Annotated in this window: 11 protein-coding genes; 2 read left to right on the forward strand and 9 right to left on the reverse strand. The window is 68.9% G+C overall.

Annotated elements, in window-relative coordinates; translation table 11 throughout:
- Window positions 1-101: 101 nt before the first annotated feature.
- The 4 genes from GOBS_RS03700 to GOBS_RS25970 form a co-directional block, all read right to left on the reverse strand.
- Entirely contained in the window at window positions 102-1,898 is a 1,797-nt protein-coding gene (locus tag GOBS_RS03700; protein ID WP_012946956.1) for a toll/interleukin-1 receptor domain-containing protein, read from the reverse strand.
- Window positions 1,899-2,016: 118 nt separating this feature from the next.
- Window positions 2,017-7,527 carry a MobF family relaxase gene (gene mobF, locus GOBS_RS03705; RefSeq protein ID WP_012946957.1) on the reverse strand — a complete coding sequence of 1,837 codons (5,511 nt, stop codon included), beginning with the start codon at window positions 7,525-7,527 and terminating at the stop codon, window positions 2,017-2,019.
- Window positions 7,528-8,315: 788 nt separating this feature from the next.
- A complete protein-coding gene (locus tag GOBS_RS03710) occupies window positions 8,316-9,653 on the reverse strand; it encodes a hypothetical protein (protein ID WP_012946958.1) in 1,338 nt (445 codons plus the stop codon).
- A complete protein-coding gene (locus GOBS_RS25970) occupies window positions 9,650-11,719 on the reverse strand; it encodes an ATP-binding protein (RefSeq protein ID WP_166487282.1) in 2,070 nt (689 codons plus the stop codon). Before GOBS_RS25970 ends, GOBS_RS03710 begins: the two co-directional genes overlap by 4 nt.
- Window positions 11,720-12,407: 688 nt before the next feature.
- On the opposite strand from GOBS_RS25970, the gene GOBS_RS03720 reads away from it, so the two are divergent.
- The gene (locus GOBS_RS03720; RefSeq protein ID WP_012946960.1) at window positions 12,408-12,692 is read left to right on the forward strand and encodes a hypothetical protein; all 285 of its coding nucleotides are present in this window, start codon (window positions 12,408-12,410) and stop codon (window positions 12,690-12,692) included.
- Window positions 12,693-12,945: 253 nt separating this feature from the next.
- Here the strand turns inward: GOBS_RS03720 and GOBS_RS03725 are convergent, their stop codons facing one another.
- Genes GOBS_RS03725 through GOBS_RS03745 form a run of 5 tightly spaced genes read right to left on the reverse strand, consistent with a single transcriptional unit; the run spans window position 12,946 to window position 23,176 of the window.
- Entirely contained in the window at window positions 12,946-15,636 is a 2,691-nt protein-coding gene (locus GOBS_RS03725) for a sigma factor-like helix-turn-helix DNA-binding protein (protein ID WP_012946961.1), read from the reverse strand.
- Window positions 15,629-17,683: an AIPR family protein gene (locus GOBS_RS03730; protein WP_012946962.1), complete on the reverse strand. Its 2,055-nt coding sequence runs from the start codon at window positions 17,681-17,683 to the stop codon at window positions 15,629-15,631. The genes GOBS_RS03725 and GOBS_RS03730 overlap by 8 nt, the downstream gene beginning before the upstream one ends.
- A complete protein-coding gene (locus GOBS_RS03735) occupies window positions 17,680-18,681 on the reverse strand; it encodes a PD-(D/E)XK motif protein (protein WP_012946963.1) in 1,002 nt (333 codons plus the stop codon). The genes GOBS_RS03730 and GOBS_RS03735 overlap by 4 nt, the downstream gene beginning before the upstream one ends.
- Window positions 18,678-21,467, reverse strand: coding sequence for a Z1 domain-containing protein (locus GOBS_RS03740; RefSeq protein WP_012946964.1), 2,790 nt, complete (start codon window positions 21,465-21,467; stop codon window positions 18,678-18,680). Before GOBS_RS03740 ends, GOBS_RS03735 begins: the two co-directional genes overlap by 4 nt.
- The gene (locus tag GOBS_RS03745) at window positions 21,464-23,176 is read right to left on the reverse strand and encodes an ATP-binding protein (RefSeq protein WP_166487283.1); all 1,713 of its coding nucleotides are present in this window, start codon (window positions 23,174-23,176) and stop codon (window positions 21,464-21,466) included. The genes GOBS_RS03740 and GOBS_RS03745 overlap by 4 nt, the downstream gene beginning before the upstream one ends.
- Between GOBS_RS03745 and GOBS_RS03750 the strand changes: the two genes are divergently transcribed.
- Entirely contained in the window at window positions 23,157-25,172 is a 2,016-nt protein-coding gene (locus GOBS_RS03750; protein ID WP_012946966.1) for a DNA cytosine methyltransferase, read from the forward strand. The two genes, GOBS_RS03745 and GOBS_RS03750, sit on opposite strands and share 20 nt — an antisense overlap.
- Window positions 25,173-25,193: the final 21 nt, after the last annotated feature.

Here is a 25,193-nt window from a genome sequence, read left to right on the forward strand (position 1 = left end):
GGCCCTGTGAGGTACATGGGAGCACGCTGAGACATGCCTATGAGAGTGAGTCAGGGAGGCGTTGGCCGCAGCCGATGCAACAATGGTTATCAGGACACGAACTATTGGACCGACCACTCACCGCTTGGCGTAGCCACGGACGTATCCTGGTTGAAAGCCAGTGATTTCAGTAGCCGCTGATAGCCGTTAGGGTTATAGAGATCGGCCCAGTGAAACTTTTTGAGTCGATCGGGTACTTCGCAGGGCTCAAGGCGAACTGGAATCAGGAAGATCGAGTTTGGGGGCTGCTCGTCGGCAACATCCAGGGCGTACTTGAGCTCCTTTTGCACATAGCCCGTCTTGGTGATTGAGGCCTGCGACAGGCAGGCGAGTACATACTGGCAGGTGCGGATAGCCTTCCTGATTTCGCTCTCCCAGTCCTGTCCGGGCAGCAACTCCTCCTCGTCGAACCAACATGGAACTCCGTCACCCCTCAATCGGAGATACAAGTCGCGAACTCGCTCCTTATCCCCGGATGAGTGACAGAGGAACGCTTTCCCGTAGTCCCGGGCGGGTGCGCCTACGTATTTTGGCGAGCTTACGGAGGCGTCGAGCTCTTCTAGCAGCCGGTCAACCGCATCAAAGTTGCGGCGCGCCAGATAGGGTTTGCTTCTCAGTGCTAGCAGAAACTCGCGTGCAGTCTCCCTGAGGTTCTCGTCGTCTTCGGTCTCCAGGGCCTCGCGCAACTGGCCGATGAACTCCGCCTGCTGATCCAGCGTCAGATGTGCCGCGCCGATCGCCGAGCCCAGGCGGAGCAGGTACGCGAACGGGACCGTGGGAGGCTTCGGCAGGGGGTCGGGCAACGGGCGGCGGTCCTGCGCCGCGTCCCGGATAGCGTCGAGGAGTGCCATGCCTTCGGCCAGCGTGCGGTGCCGGTAGTCCGCGATCCGTACATCGGCGACAGGTGTGAGGTGGAGATCCTTTATGTCGCCGATAAGCACCGGGAGGATCGGCAGGCCCAGGGCCCGCGCATAGGACAGCTCGGCCACACAGGGCTTCGAGGCCAGGGAGTGGTCGGACAGGACAAACAGGAAGACGTCGCACTCCCGGATCTGCTGCAGGACTTCCTGCCACCACCGGTCTCCACCCTGGAGGTCCCGGTCCGCCCACACCGAGAGGCTCGCCCGATCCAGGTACACGACGAGGTCCCGGACCGCGACCTCGTCCTGCCGGGAGTAGCTGACGAACAGCCGCACAGGGGTTTCGCGGGCCGTCGAATCGGCGAGCAGCCGGTCGACCGCCTGGGCGTTGCGGTGAGTGATGTCCTGTCTCCTGCGGAGGGCACGCAACAGCTCGCGGGCGTCGTCCCTGACCCCTTCGTCGTCCTCCGTCTCCAGGACCTCGCGCAGTTGACGGATGAAGTCCCCCTGCTGGTCGGGTGTCAGCTGCTCCGCTCGGATAGCCGTCCCGAGCCGGAGCAGGTACTCGAACGGGACCGAGGGTGGCTCCGGCAGGGGCTCGGGCAGCCGACCTCGCTCGCTCGCGGCCTGCTGGATGGCGTTGAGCAGCTCCACCGCGTGGGCCAGCGTCCGCTCCTGGTAGTCGACCACCTTCATGTCGGCGACCGGGGTGACCCGGAGGTTGCCCACGGGGCCGACCTGCACCGGCACGATCGGCAGACCCAGCGCTCGTGCGTAGGACAACTCGGCCAGGCACACCTTGGAGGCCAGGGACCTGTGGGATAGGAGGAACAGGAACACGTCGCACTGACGGATCCGGCGCAGGATGTCCTGCCACCAGGGGTCGCCACCCCGGAGCTCCTGGTCGTGCCACACCGACAGGTGAGCCCGTTCGAGGTCTGAGACCAGCTCCTGAACCGCAGTCTCGTCCTTGCGCGAGTAGCTGACGAACAGCCACACGGGCCCACCTCCGCCGCGCCAATAGCACCGGCTTTCATGATGAGACCGACCCAGCCCTCCTGATACTCCTTCGCCCCGTGCCTACTCAGCGGGCTCCTCCGCACCGCAAGGCGAACCCCTAACGGGAATGGTGCAGGTCAGGTCGTGTGCCATGCGATGGCCGTCCCGTAAGACCCGTCCGATGACGATCCTCGGATGGGGGCGTCAACCGGGACGTCCGTTGGGGGCCAGTCGTGGCCCCGCGAGGCGCTGCAGTGATCGGTTCGGTGTCGAGCACGGCCCTGTGGACGGTGCCGGGCGGCACGCCGAGGACTTCGGTGACCCGGTCGATGTGGGCCAGCCACCGGCCCGGCGGTAGAGCGACGATGACGGCGGCCGCGTCGCGCAGCGCAGTGTGGATGTCCGAGGGGCTCCGGTCGTGCGCAGCCGGGGTGAGTCGTGCGTCGAGCAGGCTGTCGGCGAGGCTGCTCGAGGTGTCGACGGCCGTCCGCAGCGCGGTGGGGCCGTCGCGGTGGAGGAGGTCGGCCGGGTCCAGCCCGTCGGGGAGGGCGAGTCGTCGCGGGTCGTCGCCGCGGGTGGTGAGCTGCCAGTAGATGCGCTCGGCTGCTTGTCGTCCGGGTGGGTCGTTGTCGGTGGCCACGAGAATGCCGGGCCCGTCGCCGCCGCGGATGTAGGGGCGGAGCAGGTCGGCTTGCCGGTCGGTGAGGGCGGTGCCGAGGGTGGCGACGCCGACGGTCTGCCCGGCACCGGCCAGGGCGAGGGCGAGGGCGTCCAGCGGTCCCTCGACGAGGGCTGGGGTGGCATCTGCGGTCAGGGCGGCTCGGGCCTCGTGGAGGCCGAACAGGTGCTCGCCTTTCCGGTACAGGTCGGTACCCGGGGTGTTGAGGTACTTGGGCCCAGCGGGTCCGTCGTGGGGTGCGGTGGGATTGCGGCGGGCGATGAAGCCGACGACGGTGCCCTGGAGGTCGTGGATGGGGAAGGTGAGCCGGTCCCGGAACCGATCGATCAGCGCTCCGGTGCGGGCGCACTGAGCCAAGCCGGCAGCGAGGAGCTCGTCCTCGGTCGCGCCGAGGCCGCGCAGGTGGTCGACGAGCGCGGTCCAGCCGGCGGGGGCGTAGCCGGGGCTGAACCGCGGATCGGCGGTGAGGTCGGTACCCAGCCGCTCGCGCAGGTAGCCCGGTGCCCACGAGGTGACGTAGCGGTCGGTGAAGAATGCGGCGGCCTGAGTGTTGAGCGCGATCAGCCGGTCGCGAGGGACGGCGGCGGTGGCCCAGAAGTGCTGCTCGAGCAGGTAGTCCGCGTCGTCGCCGGCATCGACTGCGCCGGTGGAGGTAATCGGGTTCGGGGTGGAGAACCGCGGCGCGGCTGCCAGGGGAAGGGTGTCGTAGTCGGGGTCGAATGGCACGTCCTCGTCGCCGGACAGCACGCCCGCCGGGTGGACGGTGGCGGTCGTGGAGGCGTCCACGGGCGGCAACAGGTGCGCGTCGTCGGGTGGCTGCAGGTCGGCCGGCAGCGGCTCGAGGACGTCGATCGGTGCGGGGTCGGTTAGTGCGGCGACACGGAACACCAGGGCCTCGGCGACCTCGTCGCCGGCCGGGTCGGCAGTCACCGTCGCAGGCAGGCCGGCGATGGCGGCGCCGAGCAGGTCGGCGGGGGCCCAACCGGCGCGGATGCCGGTGGTGACCGCAGCGACCAGCGCCGGCCAGGCCGGGGCGCCGAGCATGGGCTGAGTCCGCTCGGCGGGCAGGAGCCCGAAGAGGACGGCGCACCACTCCGGGCGCAACGCTCCGGCGGCAGGGCCAATGGGAGGCACGGTCACGGGGGCCAGGTGGGGTGCGAGCCGCCACCACAGGGCGGCAGCGGGCAGGTCGTCGGGCAGTGGCCGCTGGGCGGCGACGGCGGCGAACAGACCGGCGGCGTCCAGGCCGGCCCGGTCGGCTGCGGTGAGTTGCTCGGCCAGGGCCGGCCAGTGGGTGTCGCGGCGGATACGGGGGTCGAGGCTGTCGGCCAGGGCCGCCCACACCGACCGGCCCGCGGTGGGGGTGACGGCGAGGGCCTGGTCGAGCTGGGCTTGGTGGCTCCGTTCGGCGGTCGGAAACCGCGGCGGTCCAGTGGGTCGCCGGTCGTCGGCCGGGATGTCCGTGGCGGCGCGCCAGACGGCGAGGTCCGCGCGCAGGGAGGCTCGGTCGTCGGCCAGCAGGGAGCGGGCCCAGCCGGGTGCGGTGGCCGGTGTCATGGTCGCGGCCGTGGCGGCGACCCGGGCTGCGCAGTCGGTGAGGAGAGCGGCGCGGGCGGCCAGGTAGGGGCCCCAGTGCGGATCCTCGGCCAGCGCAGCGGGGACGGCGGGCAACCATGGCAGCGGACCGGGCGGGCCGGTGGCGGGCAGCCGCCAGTCCAGGACGGCGGTGGGGTCGGCGGCGCTGTCCAGTTCCCGCATCCCGGCGGCAGTGGTCAGCGCGGCGACGGGGTCGGTGTCGGAGAGGGCCAGCAGCGCCAGGTGCCCGCGCAGGGTCGGCCAGGCCGGCGCGGCGGTCAGCCCGGGCCGGAGGTACTCGGCGGCGCCCTCCAGTTCTTCTGCAACTTCCGGTCCGAGGCGGTGCTCGGCGGCGAAGCGCAGCGCGTCGGCGTACCGGACGGCGGCGGTGCGCAGCTGCCCGGCCGGGTCGGCCAGTGCCCGGCGGGCGCCGGTGGCCGAGGCCTGAGCGTCGTCGCGGGCCAGCATGGCCACCAGCAGGTCGGTCGCGGTCGGCGGGTGCACGGCGGCGGGGGTGATGATGCTGTGCGGATCGCCGTCCCCGACGGTGGAGAGGTAGAGGTGGTTGGCGCTGCGGCCGCGGGAGAGCGCGACGTAGAGCAGTTGCCGGCTCTCGGCCCCGGTCAGCACGGTGTGGCAGGTGTCGGCGGTGACGCCCTGGGCGCCGTGCACGGTAGCCGCGTAGCCCAGCCGCACGTGCTCGCCGACGTAGGCTGCCGGCAGGGTGAGTCGTCGCTTGGTGCCGGTGTGGACGACGGCGAGGGCGCCGTCGCCACCGACGGCGTGCACGGTGAAGCGGTCGCCGTTCTTCACCCAGTCGCTGGCGCCCAGCGGCAGGGTCCGGTCGTTGCGGCGAGTGATCACGGCATCGCCCGCGCCGGCCCGGGTGCCGTCGGCCAGGACGACCTCGGGGCCCGGTGGGCCGGGGGAGTGGACCAGCCGGTCAGCACGGGCCCGCTCGTTCAGCCGCGCCACGACCTCGCGGGTGGCCGCCAGCAGCAGTGCGTCCTTGCCGGCGGCGCGGTCGGCGGCCCACGCGGCATAGGCCTGCTCGGCGCAGGTGACTAGATCCCCGACGTGCACCCGGCCGACGTCGAGGTAGAAGCCCAGCCCGGTGGTGTCACCATCGCGGAGGGCGACGGTGGCCGCAGCCTCGGCCGGTTCGGCGAAGCGCACCAGCTGGGTGAGCGTCACCGCGCCGTGCGTGGCGGCGATCTCGCCCAGCACCCCCCCGGCGGCCACCGCGGTCAGCTGCTGCGGATCGCCGACCAGTCGGACGCTGCCGCCGCGCCTCAGGATGTGCTCCACGGCACGGGCCAGCTCCACGGTGCCGGCCATGCCGGCCTCGTCGACGACGACCAGCGTGCCCGGCCCGATGCCGGCCACCCAGTCGGGCGGTGTGCCTGCGTCAAGGGACCAGCTCAGCTTGGCCAGGGTGTCGCAGCGGCCAGCCAGGGCAGAGCGCAGCACGGCGGCCGCGACCGCGGAGGGGGCCAGCCCGAGCACCGTCCCGCCACCGGCGGTCCAGGCTCGGGCCAGGGTCGCCAGCGCGGTGGTCTTCCCGGCCCCGGCCGGAGCAACAGCCAACTGCACCCGGGCGCCGCTGCCAGCCAGATCGCGGACCAGCTGCGCCTGCCCGGGGTTGAGCTCGGTGCCGTTAGCGGTGGCCTCCAGCAGCGCCAGCTCGACGACGGCCGGGTCCGCGCGGCGCCCATCCGTGCGCCCGGCGGCCGTGACCAGCAGAGCCTCGGCGTCCAGCACCGCCCGGCTGGTGTAGCGCTGGGCGCCGGCGACGGTGTAGACGCTGGCGCCGTCCGAGCGGCGCAGCTCCGGTGGCTCGACCACCGCATCCGGTGCCCCCAGCGGAACGGACAGCGCGGGGGACAGCGCCGTCTCGGTCACCCGGGACACCGCGCGGTCGACGTCGCCGGGGGCCAGGCCGGCGGCGCGCACCAATCGCTCGGCCTCGGCGCACACGTGCCAGAACTGCCAGCTCGCCCGTTGCCCGCTCACCGTCGCCAGCACCGTGGCCGCAGCCGATCGGACCCAGACTTCGGGGACACCGGACGGGCGCGGCGCCGGAGCCCGGCCCAGTACGCGGTCGAGCATGGCGGCCAGGTCCGACGGGCTCCCGAGGACGCCCAGGGCCTGCTTCCGCCAGGCCGCCCGCTGCTCGGCCAGCGAGCGCGGCTCGTGCTTGGCCTCCCGCGTCTCCAACGTGGCCTGCTGGGCGAGCGCGATCGCCTCACTCGTCGTCGGCGGCCGGCCGTGCTCGGCCTGGAAGCCAGCCGCCAGCTGCCCGCGACGGACGTCGATCGCCTGCCGCCGCGAGGACCAGGTGGTGAGCAACCCGGAGTCGACACCGACGACCTCGCGGACCGTCCGCTTGCCCGGCTCCCGGCCCGGGCGCTCGGCGAAGTGCACTCCCAGCCCCGCGACCAGGTGGGCCTCCAGCCGGGTGTTGTAGTGCTCCGAGGCGGCGACGTTGGCCTTGTACAGCACCCGTCCGTCCACGGCTCGCCACCGCCCGTCGTCGGTCTGCACCTTGTTGCTCACCGCCACGTGGGTGTGCAGATCCGGATCCCCAGCGCGCGAGTCGCGGTGGGTGAACACCGCCGCGATCAGCCCGGTGGTCTCCACCTGCCGCGCCCCGCCGGCGCCCAGCCGGGTGAAGCAGGCATGCTTTTCCAGCCAGGCCAGGGTGTCGGCGACCGCGGCGGCGTGGGCGGTCTCGACCCGCTCGGCCACCTCCCGCGGCGCCAGCGCCCACAGCGCCGAGACCGACTTCACCGGGGAGAAGGTCAGGTCGTAGCCGGCCACCGCGCGGGTCGCCAGCCGGGAGGCCCGGGCGAGGAACCCCGACAGCTCGCGGGCGTCGGCCGGCGGTCGGCCGTAGGCCTCGGTGAACATCCCGCGCGCAACCTCGCCACGGATGCGGGCCCGCTCCGGCTCGGGCAGAGACGCATCGCGCGGACGTCCACGTGCGGCGTTGATCGCGGCGAACTCCTGCGCGCAGCGAGCGCGGAGGCCGTCGGCAGGCGCGGGGTAGACCAGGAACGGCAGGCCGAGGGCTCCCGCGGCCCGCGCCTGCTCCGCCGTCCGCCCGGCGGCCCGGGCCTGGGCCTCCAAGCGCCCGGCGTCGGGATGGCGCCCCCTGCCGAACAGCGCCTGCATCTGCGCCTCGGCGACCGGCTGCCCGGTAGACACCCCGCTCAGGCCGGCCAGGCCACCGCCAGCCCAGACGCCGGGGGATTCACCCCGCTGGGAGTAGTAGTCCCCTAGACCGGCCAGGCCCCGCTCGGTGGCATCCATTGCCGCCACCTGCCGCGTCAGGTACGTGTACCCGTCACCCGCGGTCAGCTTGTGCAGCGACATCACGGCCGCGGACGTTAGGAACGCGACCTCCGGTATCCCTTGCGTGGACCTCCTGTTCGGCGACCTCGTCTGTCGAGTGGGCTCACCTCGGGTTCGCCGCGACGCACCGCCGCCACGCGCAGCTTCTCGTGATGCGGCGAGCGAGGCTCGGAGGAGCTCCCCGCTCTCTCGGCAGAGACAACGACCCGGCCAGGCGATCCTCGGGGCCGCTTGCGTTGATCCCCATCGCAGAACAGCTCGGGCGTCCCTCCGGCGGGGGAGCCACTTGGCGGAAGGCCGCCGGACCTGTAGCGGAGGTCAGCAGCCCTACTCTCGGGCGCCGACTGCCGGCTTGACGACGCGGCCTCCGACCCCACAGTGCATGAGGTGTGACGGCCCGCGATCTTGGTCGCTGCACCTACTGATGAGAACGTGTCGGGTGTCTGGCGACGCCGCGACTACTTGGTGCGGGCGAGCCCGTAAATGTATGGGCGGGGTCCTCAGGTGCCCCTGATTGCTGCCGTTGAACGAGTGGGTCTAAAGTCCTCGTAGAGGGCCATCCGGGCTCCTGTCGGCTATGCACCGGGAGAGGGCTCAACTTCATGCGGCCCGCAGCGAAGCGCCAGCCCCTCGGTCCTGGGCCGGCGACAGGTACTCGTGCGCTTGTAGTTCCTCGTCTATCCCACCCTGACCCGAGGACTGCGCTTCCCCCCTCGCCTGATCGTCTGACCAAATAAGACACCCGGCCCAGCACCCGGAGCGCTGCTCCCCTGCAGCTTGCGTTATTCACGGGTCTGGGCAGGTCGAACTTATACCCCTTGACCGCCTTCTGCCTGGTCCTCCGAGGTTGCGGCATCTGCCTGCCTACGGAAGCCGTCCAACAGCCAATCGACATCAGGGTCATCTAGGCCGACGCGTCCTACATACCGGACGAATCGGTTGAGAAGCGCCTGGGCATACGGAGGATTGAGGGATGCAACCACCTTGAGCGTCGACAGTCGTTCAAACGGCGGCGCCTCGATGTACTGAAGGTCGACCAGTAAATCCGGAATCTCCAAGAAGGCGGGCAAGTGAAAGTATCGGTCGTTCGACCCCCTCAGGATATCCCGGCATTGCGCCAGCAGGCTCTTTGCCAGGGCCTGCACCCGCTTCCGCTCGGTACTGCGCTCAGCGCTGAACCCGCCCCTTGGTGCTACCTCCCTATCCACGGCGCGGGCAGCGCGATCCGCATCTTGCCACTCCATGAACAGGGGCATATCAAAGAGGGGGCGCGCTGTTGCTAGCAGGAGGCGTTCAGCTTTCGCCGCCCCGTCCTTGCGGACGACTAGGTCGCAGGCCGGTGTCAGGAGGACGGACCAAGTTCCGTCGGTGCCTTGGACGAGATCTCCGGTCGTATGTTCAGCCGTTAGTGGCGGCAAGACATACATCTGGCTGGGGTGCCACCGACTGTGCTTAGGGAAGGCGTCGCCTAGAGCGCCGCGGAGATCCGTTGTAACACCGTGCTCAAGGGACTTGGCAAGGCGCCCCACCAGCAGGTTGGCAAGTTGATCCCGCGGCGCGTCGCCGTACGATTTCCATTTTGGCCCGACGTGGTCCCAGAGGTACTGGCGCATCACCTCACGAACGTGATCGCCGAGAGCTCGTACCGCGGTTGGTGCGCCGCTAGCGAAAGCCGTGGCCACGGCGTCGGCGGCGGCCTGACTGCCCTCAGCCTTGCTGACGACTTGGACGAGGGGTGGCTCTTGCTGATCCTCAACCCGTCCTTCCACGGCAGTGAAGAACACGACCGGGAGGAAGCGCAACCCTTTCAGCCGCTCGAAGACACGCACGCCGCGGTCCTCGTCAAGAACGCCGTTGCCCGCGGGGTCCTCCTCGCGGACGTCTAGCACTACGACGTCGACGGTGCCGGCTGAGAGCAGGTTCATGCCCTCTGAAAAGGACGCAACGGGCACGACCTCAGGCGGATTGCCGTCTGGTGCGCGGACTCGCGACCGGATCTCGGAGACCGTGTCGCTCAGATATTCCGGGTCATCGTCGACGACAAGAACAATCCACGGTGGAACAGGTGCAGGTAGCTCGACCTGCCCCAATTCATGCTCCGAGGAGGTGGTATCGGCCTCGCCTTCGGTGGACGACGCTTGGGTCACGCCCGCCTCCGAAACGTCGCGCGGAATGTGGCTCCTCCGAGCTCGCTGTCGAGGAGGGCTAGGTCGCCGTCGTAGTAATCCTGGAGAAGTTCCCCCACGATGGCGAGGCCTAGCCCGGTTCCCTCGGGCTTTGTAGTGAAGTACGGTTCAAAGATGAGGTCACGGAGCGCTTCGGGCACTCCGGGTCCAGTGTCGCTGACAGTGATCGCGACTTGCCCCTCCTGCGGCTTAAATACCGTGACGCGTACTGCTCTCCGCTCCTTTGGAGCCTGGGCTACCCAGTAGAGGGCGTTGTCTACAAGGTTGACGACCACGTCTTGGATCTCTACGGGATCAATAGTGACCCTACTTCCGGGACCCTCAACGGTGATGGTGGCGCCGACCTTTTGAGCTCGATGTTCGAGGACGCTTAAACTTTCCCGAATCGCTTCTTCGAGAACTAGCTCCTTGGGGCGACCGCGTCGCCGTCCACCGAACGGTGCAATGCGTCTGAAGATCGTGGCGAGTGCGTCTGCTTGTGTGGAGATGGAACGCACTGCCACGCCAAGGTTCGCATCTCGCTCTTGGGTCGAAGGTTGAGTCAGGGCGCGATCCACGGTTCGGATCCTGTTGCGGATCAGACCAACGGCATGCTGGCCCTGATGTATGACGTCGTCCACTAGGCGGCCGAGGGTCGCGAGGCGAGTGTACCGGGCCAATACCTCTTTGACCTTGGAGATATTCTCGTCGATCTGGCTTTCACGTCTAGCGACCAGTGCCAGGAGCTCGGAGTCCTCCCCATGCCGCTCTCTGACGGCTGCTGCGAGGTCGGTTATCCGAAGGTCCTCGAAGAGGCGTGTCCCCTGCTTCTCCGGGTCCGGTTTTGTCTGCGACCGCCGGAAAGCGAAGCGACGCTGTTCCAGCTCATTTATGACATCAACAACGGCGCCGACCAGCGCATCATAGGCAGGCCCTTCAATCAACCCCTCCCTATTGGTCTGGTCGCGCAAGCCGGGGTTCTCTTCATGTGTGATAAAGACTTCCCCAACGACTTGATTGTTGCTAACCCGCAAACTGGGATTATTGATGCGCCGCTTGTCCAGGCCGAGCCAGTCATCACCGGGCTCTCCGAAGGGTAGGACTCTAAAGCCATCTCGGTACACGCTGACGCCGCTTGCGTCGTCAAGTAGCCGACCGAACTCCCTCGGCGTCAAATCGGTGCCTGCCTGTCGTGTCATCGCCTCTCTGTCTCGATCCCAGACACGCACCTCCATCGAGAAGGGGCCGCAGGGGATTGAGCCCCCCGAGGGAAACCATGCGGGCGCTGCTGCGCCAAGGTCCCGCTTCACCGCATGCTCGACTTCAGCGACAGTAACGAGGATGTCCGCGATGCCGGCCGAGTCCACTGTCGCGATTAGCTTGTAAGGTGCGCGCTCCAGCTCCGCGGGCGAGGTGACGGGGCCCGTAAGCTCACCCCACTCTGCGGGAGCTTCTTCAAGGACTAAAGCGATAGCGAAGTCCTGATGGGTGCCGGGTACGCGCATGGAAACGAGACGAGAAAGGTCGCGCCTGAGGTCGTAGGCGTCCTGCTGGGTCCACGTGCTCGTCAGCTGCGACAGCTCGATCAAGGTGCCGTGATCTGAAGGTACCTCGCCCGCGGCAGACCAGATGTTCGCGGCGTGGCCTGCGGTAGAAATGGCTTGCGGTCGCCTAGACCACCAGCCGACACGGATTTCGTCCAAGTACTTGTCGGGGTCTCGAAAGTCGTTCCAGTCAAGCTCGAGCGCTACCTCGACGTCTTCTCCTGCGCGGCGACTAACGAGCAACATATGGTCTGCGAGGCGTGCTGCTGCGAATCGTCCGATGCCCTTCTCCCCGAGGACACGGCGCCCTCGCCGCTCTGAACGGCGCTGGCGGGCACGGTGAGGTGTAGCAACTTCGAGCCAAGTGCCTCGCACGGTATCGGCCGTCATCCCGTGGCCGTCGTCCAGCACTTGCAGGCAGCCTGTTCCCTCGCGAAGTGGGCCTATAAGGCGGACCACCACTCGGTCAGCGTCTGCGTCATACGCATTCTTGACGAGTTCCATTACCGCGACGCGCTCGCTGCTGATTAGCTCCGTGCCAATGGTGTGCAGTAGGCGCGCTCGAGGTCTTAGCGCGCCCGTACTGCGTGCATCGTCCGGCACGGCTCCTCCATCCCTGCAGTGACCTCCGAATCCTACGCGCAGCATTCGCTTCGGCCGTGGCGTAGGGGGGCGTGCCGCTGACCTGTTGCGCTTGTCGCAGCTTTCGCGCTTGCGGTCGAGGGATGCCCGGCGGGCGGGGCCATCAGGCGGGGGGTATGGGGCCGTCCGACCTGGGGGGCGGCGCGGCGGTCGCTTCGGCCGTGGAGCCTGGTCGGCACGGTGATGAGACGCCCCTCGAGCGGGGCCTGATACCGGACCGAGCCGCTGATAGCGGTTCGCTCGCCAGAACTTACTGCAAATCGTGAGTCCAGTACGACGCCGATGGCGACGCAGCAGCTCGATTGCCCAGCCGGGTACTCCAAGCACGCGGATGCCGGCGGTCGACTTGGGTCGGCTAACCGGTCGTCTGCCCAAGACGCTTCTCGAACCCCGGCGGCCACCTCGCACCCCGGCTGAAGTTCGCCAGAGTCGCCTGTCGATGCCGGCGATGCTGTGCCAGTGATCCAGTAGTTCATCAATGGCTCGCCGCACATGAACACGGGCCGAAGTCAGGCGGGCCTGCGCTGATGAGGATTATGCTGGGTCGCGCATGAACTACGCCGACTACTTGCGCGAGATCGATAGAGGCGCCGCCGCAACCGACGGCAAGGTCGTCTCCTTGGCTGGCGGCTACTTCGGGGTGCAGTTCCCTGCCGACGGCGCGTACGTCGTCCTGGCCTTGGACTTGGACGGCGACCAGGGATGGCTGGCCTGGGCCGAGGATGGAGACGGTGAGCGCTGCTGCGACGCGGCTGAGGAGGTTATTGGCCACTGCCCGCTCGAGCAGCTCCGCAACCGCGCCTTCGTGGCGCTGGCCGAACACGTCCATCGGTAGCTCGACCGGCAGCTCATGCAGGCCCTGCGACGTCACGCGCGGCGGAGCAGCCCTCGTACGAGCCGGTCCGATGACGGACACCCGCTCATGGCGCTGCTGGCGGTGTTCGTCGCAGGCTTGGGCGCCCGCCATTCCGTGTGTCGTCGGCTACGTCTCGTGCGTGGGACGTACAGCTGAGAGTCGCCCATCAACGGTCGCGATGTTGATCCTGTCCGCGCTGAAGCGCACTAGGTCCCCGCCCCTGGGCACCGGATCATGCGTCGAACGGCTCGCCGAGCAGCTCGTCGCCGCCGATCTCGAGGTAGCAGATGTCGTTGTCCGGGTCGGCGAGGACGCGGAGGACGTCGCCCACCTGTGCGTTGTGACGGTTGAGGAATACGTTGTAGCCCCAGTTGAAGTTGTCTGCGAACCGCAGGGAGCCGGCCGGTTGGCCGTCGTCTATGTCCACGGCAGCGAGCGTGCGGTGCGCCAGAGCGTCTTTGCCCCAGTCGAACGCCATGACGCCGGAGTACAGAAACGACGGTGTGATCCGCCGCGCCGTCCACGGCCGCCCGGACGGGGTCACGCCGATGATCTTCGTCCGATCGACCGCCCGCCGGGCAGCGCGGGCCTGCTCCTGCAGCTCTGCGACCACCTCGGCGGGCACGTCGGCGCCGCGCAGACCCCAGACGTTGTGCCCGAACCGCTTGAGGCATTCCGCGTACGTGGTCCATACCGTCACGGTGGCGCGCTTCATTCCGATCTCGTCGCAGGCGGCGAGCAGGCTGAGCCGGTCCATCGCCTGGTGCGGCTGCCCGCGAAGGACGGCGACCAGCGCCTGCTTCTCCTCACCCAGCGAGTCGACGTCGATGGGGTCGGTCGTCTCGATGCGCCCGTCCGGGAGCGGGCGGAAGGCCGGGTGGCTGGCGTAGAACGCGGCGAGCTGGGCCGGCGCGGGCGCGGCTAGATCGGCGTACTGGGGATCCGCGGCACGGAACGCGAAGTCCCGCTCGATGCCTTCAAGCAGGTCGTCCAGCGACTGGGGGCTGATCACGGCGAGGATGCGCAGACTCGTGTTGACGAGGCGGTTCCTGCCGGCCGGGTGGTCGGTCCAGAACGAGTGCTCGTCGATCCAGTGCACAGACGCGTCGACGCGCAGGGTTGCTTCAACGGTGTCGTGCGGCACCGGCTCGTCCGTCCCACGCGCGAGACGGCGCGTGACGGAGGCCACCGATGCGATGCCGTGCGCGTTCGACACCGCCCGGGCCGCTCCTGTCACCATGGCCGCTGCTCGAAGCTGATCGGCCCGTCCGAGGAGGCCGTCGCGCTCGCCGATGTCGACGGTTCTGCCCGTCAGGCCGACGGCGGCCCGGAACGCGTCAGCCGTCCAGCAGGGGAGCGACGTCAGGCCGGCGGCGGCGAGAGCGGCCGTCAGATCCTCTGCGCTGCACGGGAGCGCCCAATCGAGCAGCTCAAGCGCCTGGTCGACGGCGGGCGCGTGCACGGGCGCCGATGGAAGGTGCGCCTGGGCCTTGGACTGGACCTGCCGCACGCGTTCACGAGTGACCCCCAGGGTCCGGCCGACCTCGTCGAGGGTCTGCGGGTCAGCGCCTGCCAAGCCGTAGCGGGACCCGAGCGCCTCCAGCCACTTGTCGGCGCTCTTTCCTAACGCCGCCCGGAGGACACTCTCCGCCTCCTCTTCGAGGGTGAACCCCTTCAGCCAATGGAGGATGTGTTCGGCGTCCTCGACCGTCCGACGCAGCCGAGTCAAGTCGGGCGGTCCCGCGTCCTCGAAGAGGTCGCCGAGGCTGGCCGCGCGGCCCAGGAGAGGCCGAAAGCGCGGGTCGTCCGCAGTGACCGCGTCCTCCCATGGCGGCCGATCGGGCAGCTGCAGGGGCTGAGCGCCGGAGGAGCCGGGTGACTCGTTGGGTGAGGCCGCGACAGTGACTGCTGCCTCGGCGGCGACGAGCAGGTCGAGAAAGCTCACGACGCCGAAGTGCCTAAGCGACAGGACGTCGTCGACGGTCGCCGTGAGGAGAAACTCTAGGAGGCCGCGCGCGCCGAACTCCCGGCGGATCACGTTCCGTGTCCTCGTGCGGAGTAGCGGCTCAATGGCGCGGGAGAACGTCGCGGGGTCCAGCGCCTGAAGGACGGGCGCGGCGCTGCCCATGGCCGGTTGGGAGCCGACCCCCGACGCGACGAGATCCCACAGTGCCGCGCCGAGCCGGGCGGCCTGAAACGGTTCGTCGACAGGGTGGTCAAACTTCGCGCAGGCTGGCGTGGCTTCGGGAAGGCCCAGTGCCGCGAGCAGTGCGTCGGTCTGACTACGAGCGGTCGACGACCATTCGGTCAGTACGGCCGGCAGCACAGGCGAGCCTTGCTCGCCCCACGCCCGCGGGGGAGCGCGGTGTGCCGCTTCCTGCTGTCCCGGTCCGGGCTCCTGTGACCCGACCAGTGCCAAGGAACCTTCGGCGCCCACGACCTGTGCCAGCACGATCTCGACGCCCACGAGCAGGTCGAATAGGGTGAGGACGCCTAGGCCGGGCAGGTCGAGGAGCTCGGAGACGGTAGAAATCATCAGCAGCTCGTGGACCGACATCGACTGGCTGGTGCACGCTCGGCGGACGGCGTTGGAGGTACGCAGCCGCCATCCGATCTGCGGGACGAGGGCTTCGAAGTCGTCGGGGTCGACGAGACGCAGTAGCTCACCGGCCCGGCCCATGGCGGCCGACGCTCCCAGGCCACGGTTGAGCAGACCCCGGACGGCCGCACCGAACAGGACTTGGTCTACCGGCTCAACAAGAGGGTGCGTGAACACAGCGTCGGCGCTGGCGGCTGGGTTTATCCCGAGGGATTCCAGCAGCGGTCTATGCAGCCCCGTGTCCGCCGCGCGCTCCCGGACGGCAGCCGGCAGGACCGGGGTGCCGGGTTCGCCCCATGCCGGGAAGCTCGCGCTGTCAGGCATCGGGGAGGTTCTCCACGGGGATTGCCGGGCGAAAGCCGAGCCTCAACGCCTCTTTGAGCAGTGCGATGCCTTGGACGGCCTGCTTCTGTGTCGGGGCTGTCTTGCGTTCGCACCGCTGCCCGAGGCTGAAGGCCAATCCTCGCTGCCACGGCTGCAGGCTTCCTGTCTCCTTCGCCCAGTGCGCGGTTTCGAACCACGTCTGCGCCGGGACCGCAGCCGCGGCGGCGACGGCGGGATCGGTGGGCGCGGCGGTTTCCGGGAGCGCCGCTCCCTGGCGCCGGCTTGCCCGCAGGTCGAGCAGCTCGGCGGCGAGGGCGGTGGGGACCGTCCAGGGCAGCGCCTCGACGCGGGTCCAGGATTCCGGCCGCTTGCACCACTCGCCGATGTTGGCGGCGCGCGGGGGGTTGGTGATCGATCGCTGGACCGGTTCGCACAGTTGCGAGATCGCGGCCTCTAGAGCGGGCGTGAGGGACTGTGTCCGCCAGATTCCATCCAGATCGATCCGCTGGCTCGTCGCGTTGACGAGCATGGCGATCGTGAACGTGACGATGTTCGCCCGGTACCCGCCGAAGCCTTTGGCGGACACGAGCCGCTCGGTCTCCTTGAACAGGATGGCCTTCGCGATCGTGCGCCGGAAGTAGGTCTCGTCGACGGCGGGCCGGCCGTTGGTCGCGAGCCGGATCATGAACTCGCGGAAGTTCTTCTCCGCGCCGCGGCTCACGATGTGCGGCAGTTGGTCCCAGCTCGCGATGTACTTGGCGAGGTCGGTCTTGGTGAACTTCTGCTTCGTCGGGTTGCTGAGCTTCCAGGCCTTGATTCTCGCCGGCGTCCGCTGCCTGGCGAGCTCGTCGGCGTACTGGCCACGGGCGCGTTCATAGAACCAGTGGGTGTCCTGGCCGTCGCCGGTGGCGCTCGGCGCCCACACGGCGCGCGACAACTTCTCCATGTCGACGTGCAGAGCGTCGTTGGAGGAGAAGTCCGCTGTCGTCACCTTGTTCTGCGTGTTGGAGTACCGGCTGATCGCGGGGACGATCTCGTTGAGCCGGTCCGGCGAGACGACGGTGACCTTCGCTTGGACGAGCACGTCGGTGACGTCTGCGCCGTCCTTCTGCACGGCGGAGTGGATGGACGCGGTGGTCTGCCCGCCGTTCACGATTTGCAGGCCGTGCAACTTTCCGATGCCGGTCGCCCCGTCGGCGCCGCGGACGAGGTCGACGTGGCTGGCGGTCGCGGAGATCCCGTTGTTGTAGGCGAGAAACCGTTCCGGGGTCTTCAGCAGGCTCTCGCGGATCCCGCGGTTCACCGCACCTTTCGTCTGCAGGAAGCTCCGGACGTTGAGCTCGAGCAGCCGGGTCCCGTACTCGTCGTACAGGTTCGCGAGCACGTTGCCCGGCACGATGGTCAGCAGGACGGAGTAGTCCCGGTCGGTGGCTGGCGTGCTCAGACACGGGAGCGGTGCGCCGAACCGGTCGACGAAGTCCACGACGATGGGTTCGTGGAATGTTCCTGACGTGAGGAGCCGGTGGAGACGGGCGATGTCCCAGACCCGGTAGACGTACTCGATCCCGTCGACGGTCGCCGGCGTGACCTTCAGGACCCGCGCTGTCGCGTTGGTGAACAGCAGAAGCCGGACCGTCGTCGCCGCCTTCAGGGCGCGTTCGAGATCCTGGACCATGTCGAACACCGGGGATGCGTCGTCGACGTCGGTCCGGTACCCGTCGCGGCACTTGTCGATGAACGCCCGGAGTCGCTTCATGAGCGTCTCGAGCTCCGACAGTGGCAGCGTCGGGTTGTCGACGTCGTGCCGGAAGTGCGTGACGAAGACGTCGATGCGTGTCTCGTCGTCGGACACGGCGTACCCGCTGACCTCGACCCCGCGGGCGCGGTGGTAGCAGACCAGACCGTCGTCGAGCTCGCCGGCTTCGGTGAGGTGCTCGATCATCCGCTGGGTGAAGGCGTCCGGCAGCGTTGTGTCCGTTGCCTCGGCGGTCGCGAGTACGTCCTGCACGAGGTCGCGCGAGAAGTCCCTGAGCCCTATCTCCGTCACGCGTCCTCCTGTGCGATGAGCTCGTGGACCGCGGAGGCGTCCATCCCGTACCCCTCGCAGGCAGCGAGGGAGACGGTGTATCTGACGGCTCCGACGCCTTCCCGCAGTTCCTTCTCGGTGATGCGCGGGAAGTCGTCGCGGACGTGCAGGTGCCTGAGCGTGCGGACCTCGTAGTGGGGCTCGGAGTATCTGTCGCGGTGTATGTCGAGGTAGCCGACCCGCGCCAGCTTCGCGTTGAACGCGGCGAGGGCGACGGGGTGCCCGGCAAGTCGCTGACGCAGGTCGTCGACCAGATCGTTGATGCTGCCGCCCGTTCCGCCCAAGCGCTCGTCGAGCGACAGGTGTGCCACGACGAGGGTGCCGGCCCCGGTGGTGTCGAGCTCCCGTTCATTCGCGACGATGAATCCCTGGGGGTTCTGTCCGGTCGTGACTTTTACCTCGATCGCGACGGCTGGCCGCTGGAAGTCCTGGTTCGCCTTGCACGGGCCCGTCCACGCGTCGATCGCGGCTCCGGGCGCGACATGCGGAAGCACATCGGTCCGCAGGACGAGCAGCTCTCCGGCGAGGCCGCGGCGGGTCAGAGCGGAGAGGCCGTCGCGCCCGAGCTGCTCGAACAGGTCCTGCCAGCGGGCGAGTCCGGACGCAAGCTCGGCGGTCGCGGCGTTGGCGTCCCGTGTCGCCACGATCCGTCCGGCGAGGTCCTCCACCAGCGGTGTGAACACGTCGCTGAGTGCGGGGTCGACGAGCTCGATGACGATGTCCATCCTCCGCCCGCCGGTCGCAAGCCGGTTGCGACATGCGATGGCCTGCGTCACGGGGAACTGCGGCAGCACGTCGACGGGCCGCCAGGGACGGCCAAACATGAACTGGCGGCGCCGTGACTCGAGGTTGAAAGCGACGTGCAGGTCGTGGTGGCCCTCCGGGTGGAGGCGTCGGAGCGCGAGACCGCGATCCCCGGGCTCGTTTTCGAGCTCCGCCCATACGCCGGCGACCGTCACTCCTCGTCCTCGTCGTCAGCGACGCCCTGAGCCTGGAGCTGTTGCCACACGGGGTTCACGAGGTACTCGGCGGCGACGTCGTGCCTGGAGTGCGGGAAGCTGAGGAAGAAGCCGACCATGGGTCGGCTCACCAGCTCCGCATGCTGCGCGTTGTCCAGGACGTAGATCAGCATCAGCGCCCGGTCGGGGGTGCGCATCCGGCGCAGCTCCGGCCCGCTCGGGTCGGTCGGCACGGCCTTCCGACGGCCGGGGTTGCGGTGGTAGTCGGCGATCGTCGCGGCCAGCGCCGCCGCCGTCTGCGCCTCCGTCATGTCGAGGGTCTCGTCCGGCGGGCTCAGGATGCGGCGGATCGCGTACCGGTGGTCCGTCCTCAGCTCGTGCTGGCGCTTGCCGTCTTCGCCGTCGGACATCAGGCTGCGGGTCGTCAGGCCGATGTCGATGCCTGCGATGTCCGCGCGGGCCTCATTCGCCTGGTTCGAGATCAGCGCAACAGTCATGTTGGACAGTTCCCGCACCGAGCTGCACCTGCGCACGTACTGCGCGATGAGGTCGGGGCGGACCCGCCAGGCCATCGGGTCGGAACGGTAGGCCTCGAGGAAGGCGACAACGGCGTCGTTGACGCCCTCACCCGTCCAAAGGTGGTTGCCCTTCTCCTGGCTCGTCGCTGCCTGCCGGTTAGCGCGCAGTGACCTGACAAGGCCGTCGAGCGCGTCGAGGTTGGCGTCGAGGACGCGCGGCCGTACGTCGAACAGGACCGTCTCGGGGTTGCCGCCGCTGAAGGAGAGCCGGACCTTCGACCCTCGCCGCGACTTGTTGGCGGCCGTGACGCTCAGGCCGGCCGGTGACGTGCGCACGCGCAGGCCGTACTCGATCGGGGTCGCACCGTGGGCCGCCATCTCCTCCAGCTCCTGCCTGAGCTCGTCGGAGGCGAGTGTGATCTCGCGGTACCAGGCCCGGAGCTCCGACGTGGTGTAAAGCCGGCAGAGGTCCTCGTAGCCGGGCCGGTAGCCGAACCAGCGGCCCATCTGCATGAGCGTGTCGTACATGCGCGACGCCCGTAGGTAGTAGCTGACACTGAGCCCCTCGAGGGTCAGGCCGCGGGAGAGCTTGTCGCCGCCGATCGCGATGACGGACAGTCCAGTGGCCCGGTGCTCGTAGTAGTCGAGTGCGTCACGCGAGTTCCCGTTCATCGTCCGGATCTGTATCCGTTCGACAGCGGGCAGCAGCTCGGTGCGGACGGCATCCCAACCGACTTCGACGACGCTGTCATCCGCGGCCTTGAACCACGCAGTCGCTGGTTCGTAGGTGGCCCTCCAGCGCTCCTCGAGCTCGTCGAGGATGCTCGTGCCGGACCCGCCGTCGCCATGCCGGATCCGGTCCTTCACGAAGAGCAGCGCGTTCCGGACCTGTTCGGTGACTTGCTCTTGGACGTCCTGGAAGCGGGTGACGTGGATCAGCATCGAGTTGTGGACGGCGACCTGGCCGCGGGCCCGCCGGGCGGCGCAGGTGAGCAGGAAGTCGAGCATGGCGTTGCGCAGGCTGGCGGGGAGGTCCTCCTCCTGTGGCTCCCAGTCCTTCTTGTGCCCGACCGGCATCCACTCCTCGAAGTCGTCGATCGCGGTGTGGATGGGGATGGGGCCGCGGCCGTCCTCAGTGAGCCCGAACACACGTTGCGGTCCGAAGTAGTTGCTGGGTGCCTGCAGGCTCTCGATGAAGCTGCGGGGGAAGATGTCCTCGCCGAAGTCGTCGTGGTCCTCGTACGGGTCGGCGTAGATGTTGGCATACGGCGTGGCCGTGTACCCGACGTACGCAGACTTGTCGAACGCATGGAGCAGCCGCCGGATCTCGCGGTTGATCGCGGTCGGGGTGCCTGCCTCTTCCTTGTTCGTGTCGATGGAGGCGTTGTCGGCCTCGTCATCGATGACCAGCAGCGGGACGTCGCGGACGACCGAACGGCCCGTCGCGGGGTCCGGGTCGGCGTGCATGCTCGTGACCCAGTCGTGGATGTACTTGATGATCTTCGCGTGCTTCTTCACGACGAGTAGGACGGGGTAGTCGCCGACGGGCAGGCCGAGCTTGCGTGCCTGTGCGACGCGGAAGTCCCCGTTGTCCGCACTGGTCGTGAGCGTGCCGGCCTTGAGCCGGGCGAACCCGGCCAGCGCACCTGCACCGATCGCGCGCTGGCTGTCGTCGCCGCGGGTCATGTGCTGGCTGTCGGAGCCGAGGAAGCCCTCGTCGAGGCGCAGCTGCGTCTGGCTCCGCAGACTGTTGTGGATCCCGGCCAGCACCACGATGAGCTTGTAGCCGGCGTCGGCGGCCTTGCAGGTCAGGCCGGTGTAGTTGCTGGTCTTACCCGACTGCACCTGACCGACGACGAGGCCGCGGCGGTCCCACGGCCCCTCACGGGTCGGGTCCTCGAGCTTGCCCAGGATGGAGTCGGTGACCTCGTCCAGGCGCAGGACGACCTGGCGCGGCTGGAACTGGACGTCTTCGAGGTACTGCCGGTAGCGGTCCCAAAAGTCCCAGGCGGCCTCGGCGCGGCGGTCACGGAGCCACTCGACGTGGCCCTTGTTGTCGACGAGCGACGACGCGGGGTCCTGGCGGATGACCACGAGGGACTCGACGTGGCGTACGAGTTCGTCGAGGTCGGGCGGGTCTCCGCCACGCTTGCGCAGAAGGACGACGGCGTCGTCGGCGTACTCGCGGATGAGCTGTTCGGTGACGCCGTGATCGGGGAGCAGGTTCATCACGACCCGCAGGGCTCTGGCGAAGTCGTCGGCGCTCATGAGTCGTCTCCATCGGTGCGGGGATCGGTACTGCCCGAGAGCAGCTCGGCGAGGCCCGGGTGCTCGTCGAACGGCGGCATGCGCGTGACCCGGGCGAGCGCCACGGACGCCGTCTCCCCCCGGTTGAGCAGGACCTCGAGCATTCGCCGCGCGAGGTCGATGACGTCGTCCGGCACAGCGCCCTCGGGGTCGGCGGCGGACTGGTCGCCGGTGTCGGCGGTTGTGCGGATGAGGCCGACGGGGAGCGCGGACTCGATCATGCTGAAGATCGCTCCGAGGTCACGGCGGATCTGGGGGTGCGCGTCGGCGAGGTGCCTGATCAACGGGTGCTGGCGGTTGACGACGAACCTGGTGCGGCCGAACTGCCTCACCGCCTGCCACGTGAAATCCTCGGACACCGTCTGCCGGTCCCGGACGACCTTGCCGCGATGGTTCATGACCGACCCGGCCCTGGTGCGTGTCGCCTTGCCGACGCGCCGGAGCTGCCTGACTGCGCTGGCGGGAGGCACCGCCGAGGACTTCTTGACGTCGAGAGACCATGCCAGGTCGTGCTCGGCGGGCAGCTCGACAGCAATCCGGGCAAGGACGTGCCTCTCGTCCTTGCGGAACTCCGGCAGGAGCCAGTCGCCGGCGACGATGAGCCGGTCCTTGCGGTACACGTAGAAGCCCTGCTGTTCCAGCCAGCCGCGGGGGCCGCCGGCGGCGAGGTACTCCTCGTCGGTGAGCCGTACGCGGTGCGGGAGCACGAATCCCTGCACAGCCAGGCCCGAGGGCGACGGGTCTGGGGGGAGCTCCTCGACGAACCTGCGCCGGGTGAGGAAGGGGTCCCAGCCGGGCACTGGTCCCCCGTTGAGGGTGATGGAGATCCGACCGCGGCCCGACAGGTAGCGGTGGAACACCATCCCTAGGTGCTCCTGCACGCGGTTGACGCCGGCGTAGAACTCCCGCTGAGCGAACTCGTCGCTCGGGTCTGCACCGGCGGGTGCCAGGTGCCTGAGCCCGAGCCAGAGCACGATCGTGCCCGCTGCGTCGTGCTCGTCCTGCAGCCGGCCGATGATGTCGGTGGCTTCCGGCGGAGCGCCGTTCAGTAGTTCCCAGTCGCTGACGGCTTTGACGTGCTCGGTGTCCCAGGTGCCGATGTTCCATGCGCCTCTATCAGGCCGGGACGCGACGACGAGGATGCGGGCCTGGGAGAACGATGCGGTCTTGAGCCCCATCCCGAACCGACCAAGATCGCTGTCGGCACGCGCGTCCGCTCCGCGGCCACCGACGGTGAGGCCCCGTAGCAGGTCGGGTTCGGACATGCCGTTGCCGTCGTCGCAGACAGCGACCCAGGAGTCCCGGGAGCCGGCCCAGTGGCAGGTGATGTGGATGTTCTTTGCAGCGGCGGCGATGCTGTTGTCGAGGAGGTCGGCGATGGCCGCCTCAGGGCTGTATCCGAGCGCCGCAAGCGACTCGATGGTGCCTGCGGGGTCGGGGCGTAGGACCCGGTAGTTGTTTCCCAGCGGCTGGTGGCCCTTCACTTGCGACGGCACTTCGCCGCGGTTCCTTCCGGTCATGGGATTCCTTGCAGAAGAAGGTAACCGCGGGCGCCGCCCGGTCTTGGTACCGAGGGGTGCGGCGCGCCGCCTCGGGCGGAACTCCGGGATGTCAGGCGCGCTCTCTAGGCTGCCGGTCCGTGGAGGTTCTGTGAGCACGCCGACGCGCAACTACGGTGTCAAGCTGATCCGAGGGCCGTTCGTCCGCCTTGAACCGCACGCTGAACACTGCGCCAACGAGCGCGAGCTCGTGGACTGGGTGGCGGCCCTGCGGCGGCGGGATCCAGGCGTGCGTCTGGCGGCGGACCTCTTCAGCGGTGCGGGCGGTATGAGCCTCGGGTTGGAGCAGGCCGGCTTCCGGGTCGTATTCTCCGCCGATCACGACCCGGAGGCGGTGGAGACGCACGCACACCACTTCGGTGGCATGTCCGTTGACTGGGACCTCGCCGACGCCGACGCCGTCGAACGCGTCGCGGCGACGTTGCGTGCGGTCGGGGTTGAGCTGCTGGCGGGTGGCCCGCCGTGTCAGCCGTTCAGCAAGGCCGGCCGGTCGAAGATCAGGGACCGGGTCAGGCGGGGCCTGAGGGACCCGCATGACCAGCGGCGCGACCTGTGGCGCAGCTACCTGGAGGTGGTGCGGCTCGCCGAGCCCAAGGCTGTGATCATGGAGAACGTCCCCGACATGGCGCTGGACCGGGAGATGTTCATCTTCCGGTCGATCGTCGAGGAGCTCGAACAGCTCGGGTACAGCGTCGAGGGACGGGTGCTGGACTGCCGTGCGTACGGCATTCCGCAGTTCCGGCAGCGGTTGATCATCGTCGCGCTGCGCAACGGGCACGTCTTCGAGTGGCCTGCCGTCGCTGAGCAGACCGTGAACGTCTGGAATGCGATCGGAGACCTACCCGAGGTCGAGGGCGGGTGGCGGCCAGCCGGCGGAGCGGACGGCTGGGCGGACTACGCCGGCCCGGTCACGGAGTACCAGCGGCTGATGCGACAGGGGATCCTCGGCGCCGAGTCCGCTCGGCTGTATGACCACATCACCCGGCCTGTCCGCGAGGACGACGCGATCGCGTTCGAGCACATGGACCATGAGACCCGGTACTCGGAACTGCCGGAGAGCGCCCAGCGGTACCGCACCGACATCTTCCACGACAAGTACAAGCGACTCGACGAGAACCACTTCTCGCGCACGATCACCGCGCACATCGCGAAGGACGGCTACTGGTACATCCACCCGCGGCAGGGGCGGACGATCACGATCCGGGAGGCCGCGCGGCTCCAGTCGTTCCCTGACTGGTTCCGCTTCGCGGGTCCGCCCAGTGCGGCATTCCGGCAGATCGGCAATGCGGTGCCGCCGCTCCTAGCCAAGCAGTTGGGCGAGTGCCTCGCTGTGCAGCTGGCGAAGCCCGTCGTGACACCGAGCAGCAGCCGGCAGATTGGCAGAACCCTCGCGATGTGGTTCGCGGAGCGGGAGCGGCTGGCCATGCCGTGGCTTAAGGCGCGGACCACCTGGCAGGTCGTGGTCGCGGAGACGCTGCTCGACCGGCTACCGACGCTGTCCGCGCAGCTGGTGTGGCCGAGCCTCAGCAGTTGGGCGACGCCTGAGGCCGCGCTCGCCGGCGCCGAGGAACTGCGCGAGGTCGCGGCGTGGGTCGGGCGTGACGACCGGGTGGACCGACTGCTGCGGACCGCCGCCCGCATGGTCAGTGAGGGGGAGACCCAGCCTGCGCAGCTTGCGTCGTCACCTGCCGACGATGCCTCCTCCGGCGCCGACCTGGGACCGGATGAAGGTGCGGAGGAGGCGCCAGCGGCCGACAGGCCCGGGCACCACGCCGAAACAGCGGCGAGCGTGCCACGGACGGTCCTCGACCTGGCGCTGCTGGTGGTGCCGTCGGCGTCAGGCGATGGCGAGGAACCAGTGATCGCCGGCCGAGGTCTGCTGCGCCTCGCCCGCCGGTTCTTCGGAGACGAGCAGATCCTCGACCGCCAGAACCGTCTGACCGACGGCCGGATCGCGGTGGCGCGGCTGATCGGCGGCGCGGACTCAGCGCGGGAGGCCCACCTCGGGCTGATCGAGCTGGCGACAAGCCTGTGCACAACAGGAACACCGGCCTGTGGCGAGTGCCCACTCCGGCGGTCGTGCGTGGAGGGCTCAAGCGCTCCTTGACGACGCGGCGTCGGAGCAGCG

Origin of the sequence: Geodermatophilus obscurus DSM 43160 (genome assembly GCF_000025345.1) — a bacterium.
In the GTDB taxonomy this organism is placed as follows: Bacteria; Actinomycetota; Actinomycetes; order Mycobacteriales; family Geodermatophilaceae; genus Geodermatophilus; species Geodermatophilus obscurus.